This window comes from Novosphingobium sp. LASN5T (genome assembly GCF_003856955.1).
Taxonomy (GTDB): domain Bacteria; phylum Pseudomonadota; class Alphaproteobacteria; order Sphingomonadales; family Sphingomonadaceae; genus Novosphingobium.
The window spans coordinates 418612-435674 of the sequence record NZ_RQSI01000001.1; the positions used below are offsets into that span (position 1 = coordinate 418612).

General features: G+C 64.4%; 11 protein-coding genes. 3 read left to right on the forward strand and 8 right to left on the reverse strand.

What is annotated here, in order from left to right:
- Positions 1-17 precede the first annotated feature (17 nt).
- The 8 genes from EH199_RS02025 to katG form a co-directional block, all read right to left on the reverse strand.
- Positions 18-4310 (reverse strand): strawberry notch family protein, encoded by a 4293-nt coding sequence (locus EH199_RS02025; RefSeq protein ID WP_124807583.1) that lies wholly within the window; start codon positions 4308-4310, stop codon positions 18-20.
- 141 nt (positions 4311-4451) lie between these two features.
- Positions 4452-6533, reverse strand: coding sequence for a ParB/RepB/Spo0J family partition protein (locus EH199_RS02030; protein WP_124807584.1), 2082 nt, complete (start codon positions 6531-6533; stop codon positions 4452-4454).
- A 32-nt stretch (positions 6534-6565) separates the two neighbouring features.
- Positions 6566-7492, reverse strand: a complete 927-nt coding sequence (locus tag EH199_RS02035; RefSeq protein WP_124807585.1) for a toprim domain-containing protein — start codon at positions 7490-7492, stop codon at positions 6566-6568.
- A gap of 65 nt (positions 7493-7557) precedes the next feature.
- Positions 7558-8307 carry a Qat anti-phage system TatD family nuclease QatD gene (gene qatD / locus EH199_RS02040; protein ID WP_124807586.1) on the reverse strand — a complete coding sequence of 250 codons (750 nt, stop codon included), beginning with the start codon at positions 8305-8307 and terminating at the stop codon, positions 7558-7560.
- Entirely contained in the window at positions 8304-9584 is a 1281-nt protein-coding gene (qatC, locus tag EH199_RS02045) for a Qat anti-phage system QueC-like protein QatC (RefSeq protein ID WP_124807587.1), read from the reverse strand. Before qatC ends, qatD begins: the two co-directional genes overlap by 4 nt.
- The gene (gene qatB, locus EH199_RS02050) at positions 9581-10147 is read right to left on the reverse strand and encodes a Qat anti-phage system associated protein QatB (protein ID WP_124807588.1); all 567 of its coding nucleotides are present in this window, start codon (positions 10145-10147) and stop codon (positions 9581-9583) included. Before qatB ends, qatC begins: the two co-directional genes overlap by 4 nt.
- A gap of 359 nt (positions 10148-10506) precedes the next feature.
- The gene (locus EH199_RS02055) at positions 10507-12411 is read right to left on the reverse strand and encodes a P-loop NTPase fold protein (protein ID WP_124807589.1); all 1905 of its coding nucleotides are present in this window, start codon (positions 12409-12411) and stop codon (positions 10507-10509) included.
- A 660-nt stretch (positions 12412-13071) separates the two neighbouring features.
- The gene (gene katG / locus EH199_RS02060) at positions 13072-15243 is read right to left on the reverse strand and encodes a catalase/peroxidase HPI (protein ID WP_124807590.1); all 2172 of its coding nucleotides are present in this window, start codon (positions 15241-15243) and stop codon (positions 13072-13074) included.
- A 222-nt stretch (positions 15244-15465) separates the two neighbouring features.
- Between katG and EH199_RS02065 the strand changes: the two genes are divergently transcribed.
- From EH199_RS02065 to accB, 3 genes are all read left to right on the forward strand, one after another.
- Positions 15466-15879, forward strand: a complete 414-nt coding sequence (locus tag EH199_RS02065) for a holin family protein (RefSeq protein ID WP_124807591.1) — start codon at positions 15466-15468, stop codon at positions 15877-15879.
- Between the two features lie 108 nt (positions 15880-15987).
- A complete protein-coding gene (aroQ, locus tag EH199_RS02070; protein ID WP_124807592.1) occupies positions 15988-16425 on the forward strand; it encodes a type II 3-dehydroquinate dehydratase in 438 nt (145 codons plus the stop codon).
- Positions 16426-16564: 139 nt separating this feature from the next.
- Positions 16565-17050, forward strand: a complete 486-nt coding sequence (gene accB, locus EH199_RS02075) for an acetyl-CoA carboxylase biotin carboxyl carrier protein (protein ID WP_124807593.1) — start codon at positions 16565-16567, stop codon at positions 17048-17050.
- The last annotated feature ends 13 nt before the right edge of the window (positions 17051-17063 follow it).

A 17063-nucleotide genomic window follows, 5' to 3' on the forward strand; every position in this document is an offset into this window, starting at 1 on the left:
GCCCTGCGCGGTCGCGGTCAGCCGTGCACGATCGCCGCGAGGACCTGCTCTGCGCGATCAATCGGAACAAAGGTTCTGCTCGAATAGGCGATCACCTCGACGAAGCAGCCGCACGCCTTCAGCCATTCGCGGTCGAGCGGATTCTGCCCACGCAGTTCGAGCCGCCGGCTGTTGTTGACGAAGACCGACAGCAGCCGCACGCCGTCGAGGCCGGGCACGGGGACCCCGTCACTACTGCGCGCCGCCGCGATCAGTTCAGCCGGGGTCAGGCGCACCGATGCCGCAAGGCCGAACTCGGATTCGAGCTTTTCGACGGCCGCCGGCATGACGATGCGGCCAAGCAGCGCCTCACCGCTGCCGTCGGCAATCCGCCAGACGCGCACGTCATCGGCCGGCAGCTTGTGCCAGACAGGAAGCAGGAGGCCGGTCGCAAGGCTGATTGTCTCGACGTCGAGCGCAGCGGAAGCGGTAGCGACCTCCTCGTCCCACAGCGCGCGGAAAGCCTCGCGTTCGATCGGCTGCCAATGGGTGTGAAGGAGTGCCGTCGCCGGCATCCGTTCGGCGCCAGCGGGACGCACCAACTGACACATCGGCACGGGCCTGCCTTCATCGTCGGTGATCGACCACGAGGGGACACGCAAGGCCACCCGGCCCGACCTGCCGTTCTTCAGGAACGCGATATCCTCGTTCCCTTGCCACAGCTGCATGAGGTGGCCCCAGGAGGTGGTGCGCGGTTTCATGTGGAGTTCGAGGCGCTGCAGGCGGGTTTCCGCACCGGTCAGCGGGTCGGTGCGCAGCACTTGGTCGGACAGCGAGACAATGCGTTCCGCCCGGATGGTCTCGACGCCAAGATCGAGCGTTCCCGCTTTGCGCGCCGCATCGATCCGGGCCTGGATGAGCCCGGTGTACTCGTCGAAGATCGCGTTCTGCGTCGCGATCCGCAGGGCAAGGATGCGATTGAGCCAGCGCTGGATCGGTGGCAGCCGATCGATAAGCCCCCCGCCCTGTTCTTCGACCAGCTTGAGTCCGGTCATCGCCATGAAGTCAGCCAGTGTGGTGCTAGCGAGCTTGCCGGCATGGAGCAGGTGATACCACTGCGTCAGAGCCTCACGCGCGAGATCGCTCTCCAAGTTATCGGCGGGGTCGAACAGGTTCTGCCCGCCGGTCTGGCGCTGGCCGCGGGTCAATGCGCCGAGGCTGTCGAGCCGGCGCGCGATGGTGCTGATGAAGCGGCGCTCGCCCTTGCAGTCGGTGGTGACCGGACGGAACACCGGCGCGCTCGCCTGATTGGTGCGGTGGCTGCGGCCTAGCCCCTGGATCGCGGTAGCCGCCTTCCAGCCCGGCTCGAGCAGGAAGTGGATACGGCGACGATGCGCACTGCCACAGCTCAAATCGGCATGATAGGATCGCCCGGTTCCGCCCGCGTCCGAAAACGCGAGGATCGCCTTGCGCCCCGCCATGAAATCATCGCTATCGGCCTTGCGCGCGCCGGGGCTGCGGGATTCCAGCTTCTGGTTCTCGTGGCCATCGAGCACGATGCGCTTGGTGCGACCGGTGACCTCGGCGACCTTGTCGCTGCCGAAGTGCGCGATCAGTGCGTCCAGGGCGGCCGGGATCGGCGGCAATCCGCAGATTTGTTCGATGAGCGCGTCGCGCGCGGCCAGCGCCTCCTGGCAAAGGATCGGCTCGCCATCATCGCCGACCATCATCTCCGAACGCATCGAGCCGTCACTCGCCCGGAACGCGCGCATCTGCCGGGTCGGAAAGGCGGTCTTGAGGTAGTCGACAAGCCCGTCGAGCGGCGAGGTATCGACCAGCAGTTGCGCCCGTTCCTGCGGCGACAGATCGGCAAGCCTGCGATCGAGGACCGCGCCGCCGGTGGTCACCAGTTGCACGATCGCGGCATTCCCCGCCGCCACTTCCGCCTCGATCGATCGGATCAGGCTCGGCATCTTCATCGACATCAACACCTGTGAATAGAACCGCAATTTCGAGCTTTCGAACCTCGACAGCGCCGATCCCTTGGCCTGAGCATTGAGCGTCTCGCCCGACATTCGGTCGATGATATTCGCCGACTTGAGTGCTTCATCCAGGTGCCCGTGGATTACCGACCACGCCGAACAATAGGTGTCGTAGATGCCGATCTGGTCGGGGGTCAGCATGTGTTCGAGAGCCTCGTATTCGACGCCGACAAAGCTCAGCGCGCGGGCGGTGTAGAGCCCGAGTGCCTTCAAATCCCGGGCCACGATCTCCATGGCCGCGATACCGCCATCGGTCATTGCCGCCATGAACGCGCCGCGGTCGCGAAAGGCGGTGCCGCTCCCCCAGAGGCCAAGACGCGCGACATAGCACAGGTTGGCGGGATCGGTGGCGCCGGTCGCGGAAACGTAGAGCACTCGTGCGCGCGGGAGCGCATGTTGCAACCGCACGCCCGCGAGCCCCTGTTCCGATCCGCGCGCCGCGCCGAATTCAGTTTCGGTGCCGGCCGCGTTGGCCAATGCATGGGCCTCGTCAAACACCAGCATCCCCTCGAAATCGTCACCAAGCCAGGCGCGTATCTGCTGGAGGCGCGAGGCCTCATCGTGCCTGGATGAACGCAGCGTCGCGTAGGTCAGGAACAGGATGCCGCTGTCCATCGCGATCTTCCGGCCGAGCGGGAACGCATCGAGCGGCTGGATGTCGATGGGAAGTCCGCCGAGCGCCGACCAGTCGCGGCGGGCATCCTCAATCAGGCCAGAACTGACCGAGATCCACACCGCCTTGCGCCGGCTCCGGTTCCACTGGTCGAGGATGCAGGCCGCGACCTCGCGCCCCTTGCCGACGCCGGTGCCGTCGCCAATGAAATAACCCGTGCGACAGACGTGACCGCCCGCCGCTTCGGTGAGTTGGTCGCCCGCGTCGTTGGGGAGATAGGCACCGGGCAAGTCGCGCTCGAAGGCCTCTCCAGCGTGGATCACGGTTTCGAGCTGGGCATCGGACAAGGCCGCAACCGCGCGTCGTTGCAGCATCGGCCGATAGCTCGGCGCGGGCGGCAACACCGATGCCATCGCCACCGACTCAACCAGCTGATCGGGATGCGGCACGGCCTCGCCGATAGCAATTCGGCTCAGCCGCCAGGGCACATAGATGCCGACGGGATCGCCTGCCGGCGCCGGGGTGTCGAAGACACGGTAGCTGAGCAGCTGTGGTTCATCGTCGATGCGGCTCGGGCGCGGCGGCGCGGCGAGGCGCGATCCCGCGACACCGGCAAAGAGCGACGGCGCGGACACCGCACGATTGGCCCGCGGCACCGGCATGGCGATAGTCGGCGCCGGGGGCGGCGATTTCGAGGGATCGAGGCGCGGCGGCAAGTTGAGCACGATCGAAAGCGCGGCCTCGATACCATGGACGGTGTGGCGTGCCGTCGTGCCGGCCCAACCCTTGTCATAGACGATCAGCCGGACGGCGATGCTTGTGCCATGCTTGGCATAAGGGCTGCCGAGGATCGTGATCTCGGCGCGCGGGCATACGACCTCGGCGACCGCGGCGTAACCCGCAGCCGCGCTGCCATCGCTGGCGAAGTTGGGCGGCATGATCGCGACGCAGCGTCCGCCGGGGGCGAGCCGAAGCAGCGCCGATCGCAAATGCCGGGCGCCGGCGTGCCGATCACGGCCACGTCCCTCGCTGCGACTGAAGGGCGGGTTGATCAGGACGACGCTCGGCCGCGATCCTTGCCCCAGCTTCTCGTGGATGAATTCGCCATCGTGGCGGGTGACGTCGTCTCGCAGCGCCGGGGCGAGCAGCGCGGCACGCTGATCATCGCGCTCGTTGAGCAACACGCCGGCGCCGACCTTCATCGCATGGGCGGCGAGCATGCCGGTTCCAGCAGATGGTTCGAGCACGAGGTCCAAACGCGTGATTTGCGCGGCACGTGCCGCCAGCCAGGCGAGTGCGAGCGGAGTGCTGAACTGTTGGAGATCGACTTGACGCTCGGAACGATAGGTCTGCGTCGGCAGTGCATTCTGGAATGCGAGCAATGCCGCGAACAGGCGATCGGCATCGTCGTACCGCGCGACCTGCCAGCCATCGCGGCCGAGCAGCAGCACTTGCGCCGTTTCGAGCGCGTCATAGGCATCGCGCATCGACCAGGCGCCATCGGCATCCGACGCACCGAAAACCTCGGTCATCAGCCTGGTAAGAAATTGGCGGGTGACGGTACCCGAACGGGCAAGCGTATCGGCCAGGTTCGTTGCCACCGAATACAGCTTTTCGGCTTTGCTGGCACCGGGGTCGAACAGCGGGTCGTCCAGTTTCAGAAGCGGCATGTTCATTGCGCGTGATCCTCGGCCAATCGGGCGGCCAATCCGCCCATCGACAAACCACCCTCCCCCTCGCCTCCGATGGGGCGGGCACATGAAAACGGGGCCACGGCTGGTGTCGCCGCGGCCCCGTCAAGAGAGAGCGATTGCGCGTCAGGCAGCGGCTGCGAGGACCTCGTCGCCGTCGTCACCGTGACCATCGATTGCGGGTTCGGCATCGGCCTCGCCCGTCATGTCGATTGCCGCATTGTCGTCATCACCATCGCCCTCGCCGACGCCTTTGCCCGGCGCCTCGGCCGGGTCATCGACAGGGACGAACCGCATCGCGTCGGGCAGCCAGTTCAGCGCCCGTTCCTTGGTCTCGGCCTCGACGAGGATGTCGCCGGCGAACAGCTTCTCGGCAGAAGCAGCGAGATCGTGCTTCTTCGATGCCCCATAGCGGTGCCGCAATTCGCTGCCACCGACCGCCTCGAACAGATCGAGGATCGCAGGCTTGGTGATCCGGTCGAAGTAGTTCTTCGCGCTCGGCCGCCACCAGGCTGCGACATCGACTATCAGCTTGGCACCGAGATGATCGATGAATGCACTGCCGGTCTTGCCGGCGGGCACGGCATCGAATGTACGCGCGACGGCCCAGCCCAGCCACGCGGCCCGCGCGTCGTCGGTGAGCGCACAGAACGCATCGTAACGGTCGCGGACGTCGTCGTGGTCGATCCAGCTACGGTCGAGGCCGCTATCGAGCTTTGCCCATTCCTCGGCTGCCAGCGTTCCGCTCTCGAAATTGGTGACGCGCGGGGACGGCGACCGGGCACGCAATTCGCTGGCGAGATCCATGCTCCCGAATTGCCGGGTCGCGGCATCAGCCATGATGAAAGTGCCGACGTCGAGCGCAAACCGCGGATCGCTTGCGACGTGGACGCTGAGCAATTCGGTCTTCATCATCGCCAGTTCGTCAGCGAGGCGCTGGCTGACCACAGGTCTGGTCGGGCCATCGGTCTCATCGGCATTGTCGAGGTCATCACCGCCGCCCTCACCGTCACCTTCGCCTTCATCACCATCCTCGTTGGTGGTATCCACGGGTGCGACGTAGAGTTGCTCGTGGATGCGGGGCTGACCATCCCGGCCGATCACGACATAGGCGAGCGCCGAAGCCTTCTGCTCGTCGGTGAGCACCGGCGCGCGCGATTGGATCGTATCGTACTCGGCCTCAAGCGCGCGGGCCCGGGCTTCGTCGTCCTCGGTGTAACCCTCGGCATCCTCGCAAGAGGCAGCCCCTTCGATCGCTTCAAGTTCGATCTGGATCGCCTCGCAGCGCGCTTCTTCCTCATCGGTGAGCGGCGGCCGTTCGCCCTGCACCTGCCTGAGGCCATAAGTCTCGGTGTAGGGGATGTGCGACGAGACCACCGTGCGGATTTGGGCATAGCCCTCACGCTGGCGCAACGCTTCAGCGGCGGCCGCGAGATGTTCTTCGGCAAGGTGATCGAGGATATCGCCGTCGATCCACATCTCGGTGGCATCATCAGAGAAGAGATCGGCGTCGATCCGGCCACCCGCAGAGACATAGGCGTCGCGGCCGACCAGCAGCGCCTTGGGGTCGCTGCCGCGATAGCCCCCGCAAGCGAGTTGGCGCCGGATTTCGCCGACATTCGCGCGGTAATAGCCCTGCCCGAGTTGCTCGAACACCGACGCCTGCCGCGCCGTGTCCGACGTACTGGCGTAGGCCATGGCGATATCGAGCGTGATCTCACCCTCGCGCAGCGCCTCGAACACCGGTTCGGCCAAATTGGCCAGCCGCAGGCGGCCGTGCACGAAGCGTTCGGTCAGCCCGAACCGTTTGGCGATATCGGCAGGCGTTTTGCTCTCGGTCTGGATGATGTCCTGGAACGCGCGGCACGCATCCGCCGGATTCATCGCCAGTTTGAAGAAGTTCTCCGACAGGCTGATCTCGACCGCGTCGTTGGCGTCGGCAAGAACCTTGACCGGCAGTTCATAGTCGATCGGGAGATCGCCCTTTTCGATTGCGCGGTGGACGGCATCAAGGCGGCGACCACCAGCGGTGATGCGATACTGGCCCTTCTTGCGCGCAACCGGCAGCCCGATGAGGTTCTGCAGCACGCCGTGCGCAACGATACTGGCTTCGAGTTGAGCGTCGGCTTCGGGGTCGCTGGACTTGCGCACGTTGCTCGGCGACTTCGCGAGCTTGTCCGCCGGTACACTGATTATGGACTGGGACATGGATATTCTCCTGGCGGACGATGCCTGACCATTCAGGCCGCTTGCCGCATCCAGTCTCCGCCCCCCTTCCCTTTTGCCCGCAGCACGTCATTCCAGTCGTTGAAGCCCTGGGGCGGCCAGATTGTCTCAATGGTCCGGCCTGGCATGGCGTAAGCATTCATTGCCTTTGCCGCACCGATCCGTCCGCTTCGGTCGTTGTCGGGCAGCAGGATCAGGCGGGTGACGCTTTCCGGAATCGCAATGTGCGCGAGCCTTTCGCTGCCGAGCGTTGCCCAGACTGGGATGTCGAGGAGCATGATCGCCGAGAGGGCGGTTTCAATGCCTTCGGCGAGGCCCAGCGTATCGGATGCCGGGGCAAGGACGACTGCACCGCCGCCAGGGCGCCCCAGCATTCGGCGGGGATTGGCGAGATCGCGAGCGCGGCGAGGATACCCAGGGTCGAGAAACGTGCGTTGAAGCGCGACCAGATTTCGACTTTCATGGAGTGCGGCGATCATGGCGGAGCGGAAAACCGCTTGCTTACCTCGGCCCAGCGGGGTGCGGGAGTGGAAGCGCAGCGATGGCGGAAACAGGTCGACCGAGCGCCGGACCAGGTATTGTTCCGCGAGGGTTCCTGCGATCGGCCACGCATTGTCCCACAAATCCAGAGCACGTTGCCGGAGCCAGGTCGGGCTAGTCGGCGCGGCAGAGCGCAAAACCACTCGCCCCGCAATCAGCGGAATGCCGCCACCCTTCCGGCGTATCGCGCGGATGACATCGACGGTGTCACACCCGGCAAAGCACTTGAAGAGCAGTGCCTTCTCACCGATGCGAACCGACAGGCTCGGTGTGCGGTCGTCATGTGCGGGGCATCGGCACATCGCCCCATCTGGCGACCAAACCCCGCCAAGGCGTTTGACGAGATCGGCGGCCTCAGCGTCTAGATCAAGGCCTTGGTAGGTGCGGAATTTTGTGGGCATAGGAACTCCCGAATATCGACTTCCCTGCCCCTCTTCGCTTCCACGTCACCCGTTTCACGTAGTCCTCACGCAGCTATCCTAGCTTGAAGTGCCGTCGGCAGATTCCTTAGATTTTCTCTGATCCGCCGGGCGAGCACCAGTGAGTCTATGCCGGTCAATGTGCCCATTTCAGCAAGGCAGTCATAGGCTTGCCATGGCATCAAAGGCTGGTCCCCGTCCCGTGCGAAAGGCGCATCGGTCTCGGTGAGCAGGCGATCCAGTGGCATCAAGGATGCAAGTTCGCGCCCCTTGCGGGACCTCAGCATCGCAGGCCCAATTGAGAACCAACATCCCAAAGCAATCGCACGATCGAGTTCGCGAGCGGTGCCGCTAAACCAGTGCAGGATCGGCACCCCGGCGCGCGGATGAAGTTCCAGCGCGTCGAGGACGAGCGTCGCTGCGCTCCGCGAATGGATCGTCATTATCCGTCCGCCTTGGTCCGAGCATGCGTCTAGGATCTGTCCGAAGACCTCGCGCTGGATCCCCATCGCATCCCGGTGCGCGGGGCTGCCGTCGAGGCCGATCTCACCGACGTATCGCGTTTCAGGCAGAAGCGCGCAAAGAAGCGCGACCTCAGCATGGCGCTGCGCCACCACCTCGGGATGCAGGCCGAGCGCCACTCGCACCCGCGTTCGGTCTCCGACTAGCTTTCTCGTTCCGCGCCACGCCTTGGGCGTCGTCGTAACCGCCAACACATAGGTCTTGTGCGAATCGACCTCCTCTAGAATCTTGGCCGGGTCGGGATACAGGTCGATGTGGCAGTGGAAATCGATCAAGGGATTCTCATGTTCGCGTGCAGGGCGGCGAGTTCAGCAATGCCATTCTGCACCACTTGCCGATAGGGGGCGGGATTGCCAAGCAACTGCCTATTCATGGAGCCGCCGATGAGCGCGTCCAATCCCCGGCGGCGGACGGTCTCGATCGCGATCGCCACGGAGCGTACATCGTCGAAGCGTGCATGGCGCACATCGTTTTGGCCCAGCGGCCCATATTTGTATCCGCGGTGCGTGGTGTCCGGACGTCCCCAAGCGAGATAGGCCCCGCGCCGGACCTGGCATGGCACGCAGCGCCCGCAATGCTGGAAGCCGGTGCGGGAATATCGACCGCAGCTCGTCGAGCGATCGATCAGTTGTGCAAGTAGGGTCTGGTCGGTGCACCCCCGCAGCATCTCACCCTTAGTCTGATGTTCGTAGGGATTGTGGATCCGCACGCGCAGTCCGGCATCGTCGAGCGTCTCCTGAATGAGGCGCAGGAAGAATGGATGCGTCGTACGAGTGCTTAGGGATCCGGTGCGCAGCGGGGTCAGCGGCACATTCTGGCTGATGAAGCCGTTCTCCGGAACTCGCAGTTCGACGACCGCGCCGTCCGCATGTCGTTGAAGACAGCTGACGGCAAGGACGCCGAAGCCGAGGAAGGCGATCGACCTAGCGCGCTGCGACCGTTCGGACGCATGGGGCGGCCGAGCATGATGGTTGAGCTGCAGGTGGCGACTACTGGGCGCAATGTTCTGGGCGAATAGTTTCTGGTCCTGCGTGTCGCCCTTCGCCATCTGACTGACCAGCAGTGGCTTCAGTCCCTCGCCGACCACGTCAATCGCACCGATGAGGCTGTCCATGCCGCCGGAGAGCAGGCAGACCATGTCCTCGAGGCGCGGACGGGCTCCAGTCCGCGGGGCGGGTGCGCCACCGCCACCAATGAAGCGAACCTCCCAAATGTCGCCGGATAGGAAGCGCAGGGCCTGCGTGAGGCGGGCAACCTGCGAGTTCCAGAAGTCGGGCGCCGCGACGGCCACAGTCAGCTCGATCTGACGCGTCCACCCATCGGGGCTCCGATCACGCGAGACCGCCTCGTCGGCAGCTACGACGGCCATCGCGAACGAGGCAAAGTCCCATGCCTGCCCGGACGGGGCGAGGCCGAGCTTTCGCAGGCGGCGGGGGACGAGATCCCCAACGCGACCGCGCCCGTTGATCCGGGAGTTCGCGTAGATGTCGAACCGAGTGTCGGTGCCCGGAATATCCGACAGATCCTGTGGAAGGCAGGCAATGCTCGTCATAGTCCACCCTCCTCCTCAAAGACTTCGAACGCCTGCTGGATGGCGTCGCGGGATATACGATCAATCACCGCTCGACCGATGGCACCGTTGGCCACGCGCTCCGCAGCATACTGGGCAGCAACGACCTCACGGACATAGTCCTTCATCTCCTGCAGGCGCTCCAGGCCCTCGCCCTTGGTCGGGGCCTTGTCGATGATGGACTTGCCGACATCGAGCTCGATGCGATGAGCGACATCATAGCCGAGCGTGGCTGCGGTCACCTGGTCTACTTGGGCGGGCGACAAGTTGGTGAGATCATTGTTCTGGGCAAGGATGTCAGAAAGTGCGCGGGCGGCAGAATCGCGTGTGGCCTCGGCGTCCTGTGTCCCGTCGATCGGCTTTATCGCATCGACTAGGACGTCCGCGATCTCGGCTGGTGTTAGACCCGCCAGAGCCTGCGGATTGATACCAAGTTCCGGTGGAAGCGGCTGTCCGCTCGCCAGCGAGGTCAGTGCGTTGTGGAGCGAGCTGGCCGCGCTGGACGATCCGCCAAGCCTGCGGGCGGCATTGCCACTGCCTCCCATTCCGCTACGCGAATAGTGGGCGAGTCCGCGACGCAAATGCCGCCCGCGGTCTGCACCGCCGCCCGCGAACTTGCCGAGGGAGGTCCGGACGCCGCGCCAACGGCCGGGGGTGGAAGGGGCCGCAGGCTGCTGAGGGGGAACCTGTGGCGGCTGAGGTTGCGATGGCTGGGGTTCCGATGGCTGAGGTTGAGGCTGCCTTGGAGGCGTCGGCTGCGAACCCGGCGACGGGGCAGGCCCTTGAGGAATCTGCGGAGTAGGTTGCTGCGGGCGAGGCGTCGCCGGCGGATTGTCTACCCAAGGGGGGACGATGGGAACGTCCGGCCCCGATCCTGGACCGCGACTCGATGCTGAAGTGCCCATCAGTTCGTCTTTCCGGCGGCCGCGATCGCCTTGCGCGTTTGAGTGGTTAGGTCGCCGCGAGCAAGGAAGCCTGTCAGCACACGCCTGCCCCAATCCGTCTGGCTCAGGCGCGGGACGATGCCCGCCTTGATCTGGTTCGAGGGCACCTCGCTGAGAAAGGCGACCACCGACGCCTCCGCTCCGGGCGACGCGCCGGCCAGTGACTGCATGGCGTTCAGAATCGTCGGCGTCCCCCAAGCCGTTTCCTGTTTCGCCTTGGACAGTATCTTGTCAGTGAGACGGCCGATCTCCGGATTGGTGAGGCGGGCGACCTCTGCATCGACGGTCGAGCTGGACGAGTTCATGCGCATCAGCATTTCGAGCACCTCGAGCGCGTCCGACGACAACTCGTCAGCGCGCGCGATGATGGGATGGCTTTCGCGTCCCACATACAGGGCGCCACGCAGGTCGCGACCAGCGAGGGCGGGATCAAGCGAGAGCCAGTTGGCGTGGAAGGCATCGTTCCACGGCTTCTCAAGAGGCGGCTTCGTCTCGTCGCCGCGGCTCCGCGCCTCCATGTCTGCGAGGAACTCTGCATGCCCGTCTTCGGATTCGTTCACCGCCCGCAGCATCTCGGCATAGGCGTCTTTGTCACCACAGCGTTCGAAGAGCAGCAGCTTGACGAGCACCTCCTCGTCCACCGTGACCTTTTGAATACGAGACATGGACGTTCGCATGGAGAGCGTATTTAAGAAGCGTTTGATCAGACGGGGATTACCCCGGACGTTCGGCGACGTGGTGAGGGTCGGCGCGATGCGCTCGGCGAGCGCCAGCCTGTTTAGCAGGCCCGAGGGGCAATTGGGTACAAGACCGGACACGAAGGCCTTGTCGACGCGCCCACCTTTCCATGTCTCGCCCAAGCGCTGGCAGACCGCGATGCGGATGGCCTCCTTCTGCCCGGCGTCGAGCGAGGCCTCGTCGTCGATGAAGAGCATCATGAGATAGGCGCGGACCTCGTGCGTTCCGAGCGGAGGCACGCGGATGGGCAACTGGATCAGCTTGTCGAAATAATTAGTCACCAGGTCGTCGTTTAGCGCCACGTCTTCGAAGTGCGTCCGCACGGCCTGACGGATCATGCCCTCGTCAGCAGCGATCACGAAGGCGGTGTGCTTGAGGAAGAGAAAGAGTCGCATCGCCTCAAGCGTCGCGATCGCCGTCTTGGGAAGGCAGCGGTCCAGATCGTCGATCAGCACCACCAACGTGATGTTTAGTTCGGCGAGCGTGGCCTCGAGATCGTCCCGGAAGGCCTGAATCGCCTTGCGCGGCGTTTCCGTCTCAGCCGTGTTGGTCTCAACCTTCTCCTCCGACTTCTTCTCGTCGAGGAACTCCTCGCCCTTCTTCACTCCCTCAACGGCGAGCTCCTTCACCTTCTTGAGGTCATCGCCAGTCACGTCGCCGTCGAACAAACCGCCCATGGCGGCCATTCCGCCTGCTACCCACGGCGTGACCTGCCCTTGGGTCACGTAGTCGAACAGTGCAGAGCCGGCGATCCCCAGCAAACGTAGCTTCTTCACGCGGCTGAACAGACTAGCTGCTCGCTTGCGCGCCGTGGCGGAGAGAGTGTCTTTTTTCTCAACCGCCTGTTCGACGACCGTTGCCGTGATTGTCTCCATAAGCGCGGCACGGGCGTCGTCGTAACTCTGGTAGAGCCACGCGTTGAATTCAACGAAGCGTATATCGACGTCTTCGCGCGCTCCGAGTGATGTGCGCAGGAGCTTCATCATCGAGGATTTTCCGACGCCCCAATCTCCGGAAATTCCGAGAGAAATCGGCTCCCCCTTCGCGCCGATTATTCGCTCGGCCGCGATTTCGGCTACATGTGAGAAATTTACTAGGTCACGTAACGTTTCGTTGTCAGACCACATCGACGAAAATCCCCATCGTTCCCCCTATGTTTCCATCTGTAGGACTTCTGGTCAAGACAACTCGAGCGCCGAGGCCGTTCCTCGGCGCGCGCTCCTGCCAGACCACTCGGTGGAAGGGGAACGGAGAGTTCCGGCAGAAGCGCAGAGCCGCTGTGCTTCATAGCGAATTGGCCGTAGTTTGGGAAACCGCCTGCTCTGGTCGCCAGCGGCTTTACAGCGATTTGTATTTTAAGGTCCGCCCAAACCAAACTGCCCGCTGAATCCGGATAGTCGAAAAGGGTCCCCAACTTCAGTCATTCGAGCCAGTTGCGTCTGGATCGGCTGTGGGAGCATCCGTGGGAGCATGGTGGGATTCAGGGAGATTGTGCGGGAGAGGGAAACACGTGATTCCGCCATTTCCCTCCCCTCCAATCCCCTATAATCCCTTGAAATTAGGTTCAGCACCCGTAGGAATTGAAGCGCCTACTCTGCAGCAAGCCAACCGTGCTCATCCCTTCGGATTTCCTCAAATCTTACGGCAAGTTCCGCGCTAGGAGCTTGACACAAAGTTCTATAGGATCGCACGAAGGCCGACCAATATTTCCAACAACAACGCACAACGAAACACGCCGCCCACGGAACCCCGCAGGCGGCGCGCTTGTTTTGGCCGTTCGATCCCTGTCAGGCGAGATCGAAGCGGTCGGCGTTCATCACCTTGGTCCAGGCGGCGATGAAATCGGCCACGAACTTCCCGTGGGCATCATCCTGCGCATAGACTTCGGCATAGGCCCTGAGGATCGAGTTGGAACCGAACGTCAGGTCCAATGCCGTGGCGGTCCACTTCACCGCGCCCGTCTTCCGATCACGGATTTCGAAGAGGCCGTTGCCGGCCGGCTTCCAGGTGTTGGCCATGTCGGTCAGGTTCACGAAGAAGTCGGTGGTCAGCGCGCCTTCGCGGGCGGTCAGCACACCATGCTTGGTTCCGCCGTGATTGGCACCGAGCACGCGAAGCCCGCCGACCAGCACGGTCATTTCCGGCGCAGTAAGCCCCATCAGCTGCGTGCGATCCAGCATCAGCTCCGCCGGGCTGACCGCGTAGTCCTGCTTCAGCCAGTTGCGATAGCCATCGTGGATCGGCTCCAGCGGCGCGAAGCTGTGAGCGTCGGTCTGCGCGTCGGTGGCATCGCCCCGCCCCGGTGCGAACGGCACGGTCGCCTCGATGCCGGCAGCCTTGGCGGCCTGTTCCACACCGACATTGCCGGCCAGCACGATGATGTCCGCCACGCTGGCGCCAACATCCGCCGCGATCGGTTCCAGCACCGCCAGCACGCGCGCCAGCCGGGCCGGCTCGTTGCCTTCCCAGTCCTTCTGCGGGGCCAGGCGGAGGCGCGCGCCGTTGGCGCCGCCGCGCATGTCGGACCCGCGATAGGTCCGCGCGCTGTCCCACGCGGTCGCCACGAGATCGCTGATCGACAGTCCGCTCGCCGCGATCCTGGCCTTTGCCGCGGCGATGTCCCAGCCGGTGCTGCCGGCGGGCACCGGGTCCTGCCAGATCAGGTCCTCGGCCGGTACGTCGGGTCCGTGGTAGCGCACCTTCGGCCCCATGTCGCGGTGCGTGAGCTTGAACCAGGCGCGCGCGAAGACCTCGGAGAAATAGGCCTGATCGTCGCGGAACCGTTCGGAAATCGCGCGGTAGACCGGGTCCTTGATCATCGCCATGTCGGCGTCGGTCATCATCGGATTGGTGCGGATCGACGGGTCCTCCACGTCGGCCGGACGATCTTCCTCGCGGATGCTGACGGGTTCCCACTGCCAGGCGCCGGCCGGGCTCTTGCGCAGTTCCCAGTCGTGGTTGAACAGCATCTGGAAATAGCCGTTGTCCCACCGCGTGGGATGCGTGGTCCATGCCCCCTCGATGCCGCTGGTGATCGTATCGCGGCCTATGCCCTTGCCGCCGGGATTGGCCCAGCCAAGGCCCTGCTGCTCCACCGGTGAGGCTTCGGGTTCGGGGCCAAGCCGGCTGGCATCGCCATTGCCGTGCGCCTTGCCCACGGTGTGGCCGCCTGCCGTCAGCGCCACGGTTTCCTCGTCATCCATCGCCATGCGGGCGAAGGTTTCGCGAATCTGCGCGGCGGTCTTCAGCGGATCGGGCTGGCCGTTCACGCCTTCCGGATTGACGTAGATCAGGCCCATCTGCACGGCCGCGAGAGGGTTTTCCATCGTCGAAGGCGTGGCGACATCGCCATAGCGTTCGTCCGACGGGGCCAGCCATTCCTTCTCGGCGCCCCAATAGACGTCCTTTTCGGGATGCCAGATGTCCTCGCGACCAAACCCGAAACCAAAGGTCTTCAGCCCCATGGTCTCGTAGGCGATGGTGCCTGCCAGCACGATCAGGTCGGCCCAGCTCACCTTGTTGCCGTACTTCTTCTTGATCGGCCACAACAGGCGGCGTGCCTTGTCGAGGCTGACGTTGTCAGGCCAGGAATTGAGCGGCGCGAAGCGCTGGTTGCCGGTGCCGCCACCGCCGCGCCCGTCCGCCGTGCGATAGCTGCCGGCCGAATGCCACGACAGGCGGATCATCAAGCCGCCGTAATGGCCCCAGTCCGCCGGCCACCATTCCTGGCTGTCGGTCATCAGCGCGCGCATGTCCTGCTTGAGCGCCTCGAAATCGAGCGACTTCAGCGCCTCGTGATAGCGGAAGCCCTTGCCCAGCGGATTGGTCTTGCTGTCGTGCTGGTGCAGGATGTCGAGGTTGAGCGTTTCGGGCCACCAGCTCGTGACGGAGGCCGACGTGCTGGTCAGGCCCCCATGCATGACGGGACACTTCCCCGCCGTTGCGGAATTGCTGCTCATTCTGTTTCTCCAGCCTTGTTCATCAACCGCGCCGCATGCGCCGCCGAAATCCGTATCGTTCGGGCGAACTCATTTATCAAAGCGATTTAAATCGTCACAATGATCGCTCAGTGCGATTTCTGTATCTCACATCATGTCGAGCGCCTGAGCAATCATACTTTGGTTTCCTACATGAACCGATACGGTTACTGTCCCGCGTCCTGCCGCAACAAGGACGCTCCCATGCCCCTCCTCGACGCCCTGATTTCCCCCATCTCCGCAATCATCGATCGCATCATTCCCGACAAGGAAGCCCGCGACCGCGCCAAGCTGGAACTGTTGAGGCTGCAAGGCACGCAGGAACTCGAGCAGATCCGCACGCAAATGTCGGCCATCCTCGCCGAAGCGGGATCTACCGATCCATGGACCAGCCGCGCCCGCCCCGGCTTCCTCTACGTCATGTACATCATGATCCTGTGGTCGCTGCCGATGGGCCTGATCGCTGCGGCGCGGCCCGAAGCGGCGCGCGACATCGCCGCCGGTATCACCGCCTATCTCAATGGCCTGCCCGAGCCGCTCTATGCGCTCTTCGGCACCGGCTATCTCGGCTACACGGCGGCGCGCCAGTGGGGCAAGGCCAAGGGCATAGACCGGTAAAGAGATGGACCGCGCGGGTTCCTTCCGGGGGATTCGCGCGGCCACTTGCGCATGGCGGCGGCGGCACTATCACGGCGCGGCGGCCACACGCACCGGGAACACGCCACCATGTCAGACAAGACCGTCTTCGTCCTCAATGGACCGAACCTCAACCTGCTTGGCCTGCGCGAGCCGGAAATCTACGGATCGCAGACGCTGGACGACATTGCCGGCATGCTGGAAGACCACGCGCAGACGCTCGGCCTCGACATCGACATGCGCCAGTCGAATCACGAAGGCCACCTGGTCGACTGGCTGCACGAAGCGCAGGCCGTGGGGGCAAAGGCCGTGCTGCTGAACGCCGGCGCCTATACCCACACCTCGGTCGCGCTGCACGATGCGATCAAGGGAATCCGGACGCCGGTGATCGAAGTCCACCTGTCCAACCCCCACACCCGCGAAGCATTCCGCCACAAGAGCTACGTCGGGATGGCCGCCAAGGGCACCATCGCCGGGTTCGGTGCGCGCAGCTACATTCTGGCGCTGGACGCCGCCGCCGCGCTCTGACGGCTTTCCGTAGGCGCGAAAAAGCGGCGAAAGCGCCTGTTTTCCACCCTCGCGGGCATTCCCACCCCATCCCCCCCTTGCCAGCGCCGCCGGCTGAAGGCATGGCGGCCAGCCAGTATGACCACCCGCGAGGATTAAAATGGGGCACGACCGCGGCGAAAAGGCCGAAGGAATGGCAATCGACAGCACGCTTGTGCGTGAACTGGCGGAGCTGCTTGCCGAAACCGGGCTCAGCGAAATCGAAGTCGAGGACGGCGAACGCAAGATCCGCGTCGCGCGCACGCTGACGGCGGCGCCGTTGGCGCAGACCGTTGCCGTCGCCGCTCCGGCGCCCGTTGCCGCCGCTGCTCCGGCGGCCGCGCCCGCAACAGCGCAACCTGCCGAGGATCACGCCAATGCCGTGAAATCGCCGATGGTGGGCACGGTCTATCTCTCGCCCGACCCCAGCGCTCCCGCTTTCATCAGCCTTGGCCAGACCGTGAAGGCCGGCGAAACGCTGCTGATCGTCGAAGCGATGAAGGTGATGAACGCGATCACCGCGCCCGCGGCCGGCACCGTGAAGGCGATCCTCGTCGAAAATGCGCAGCCGGTCGAATACGACCAGCCGCTGGTCGTGATCGGCTGAGGCGCCAGCGCCC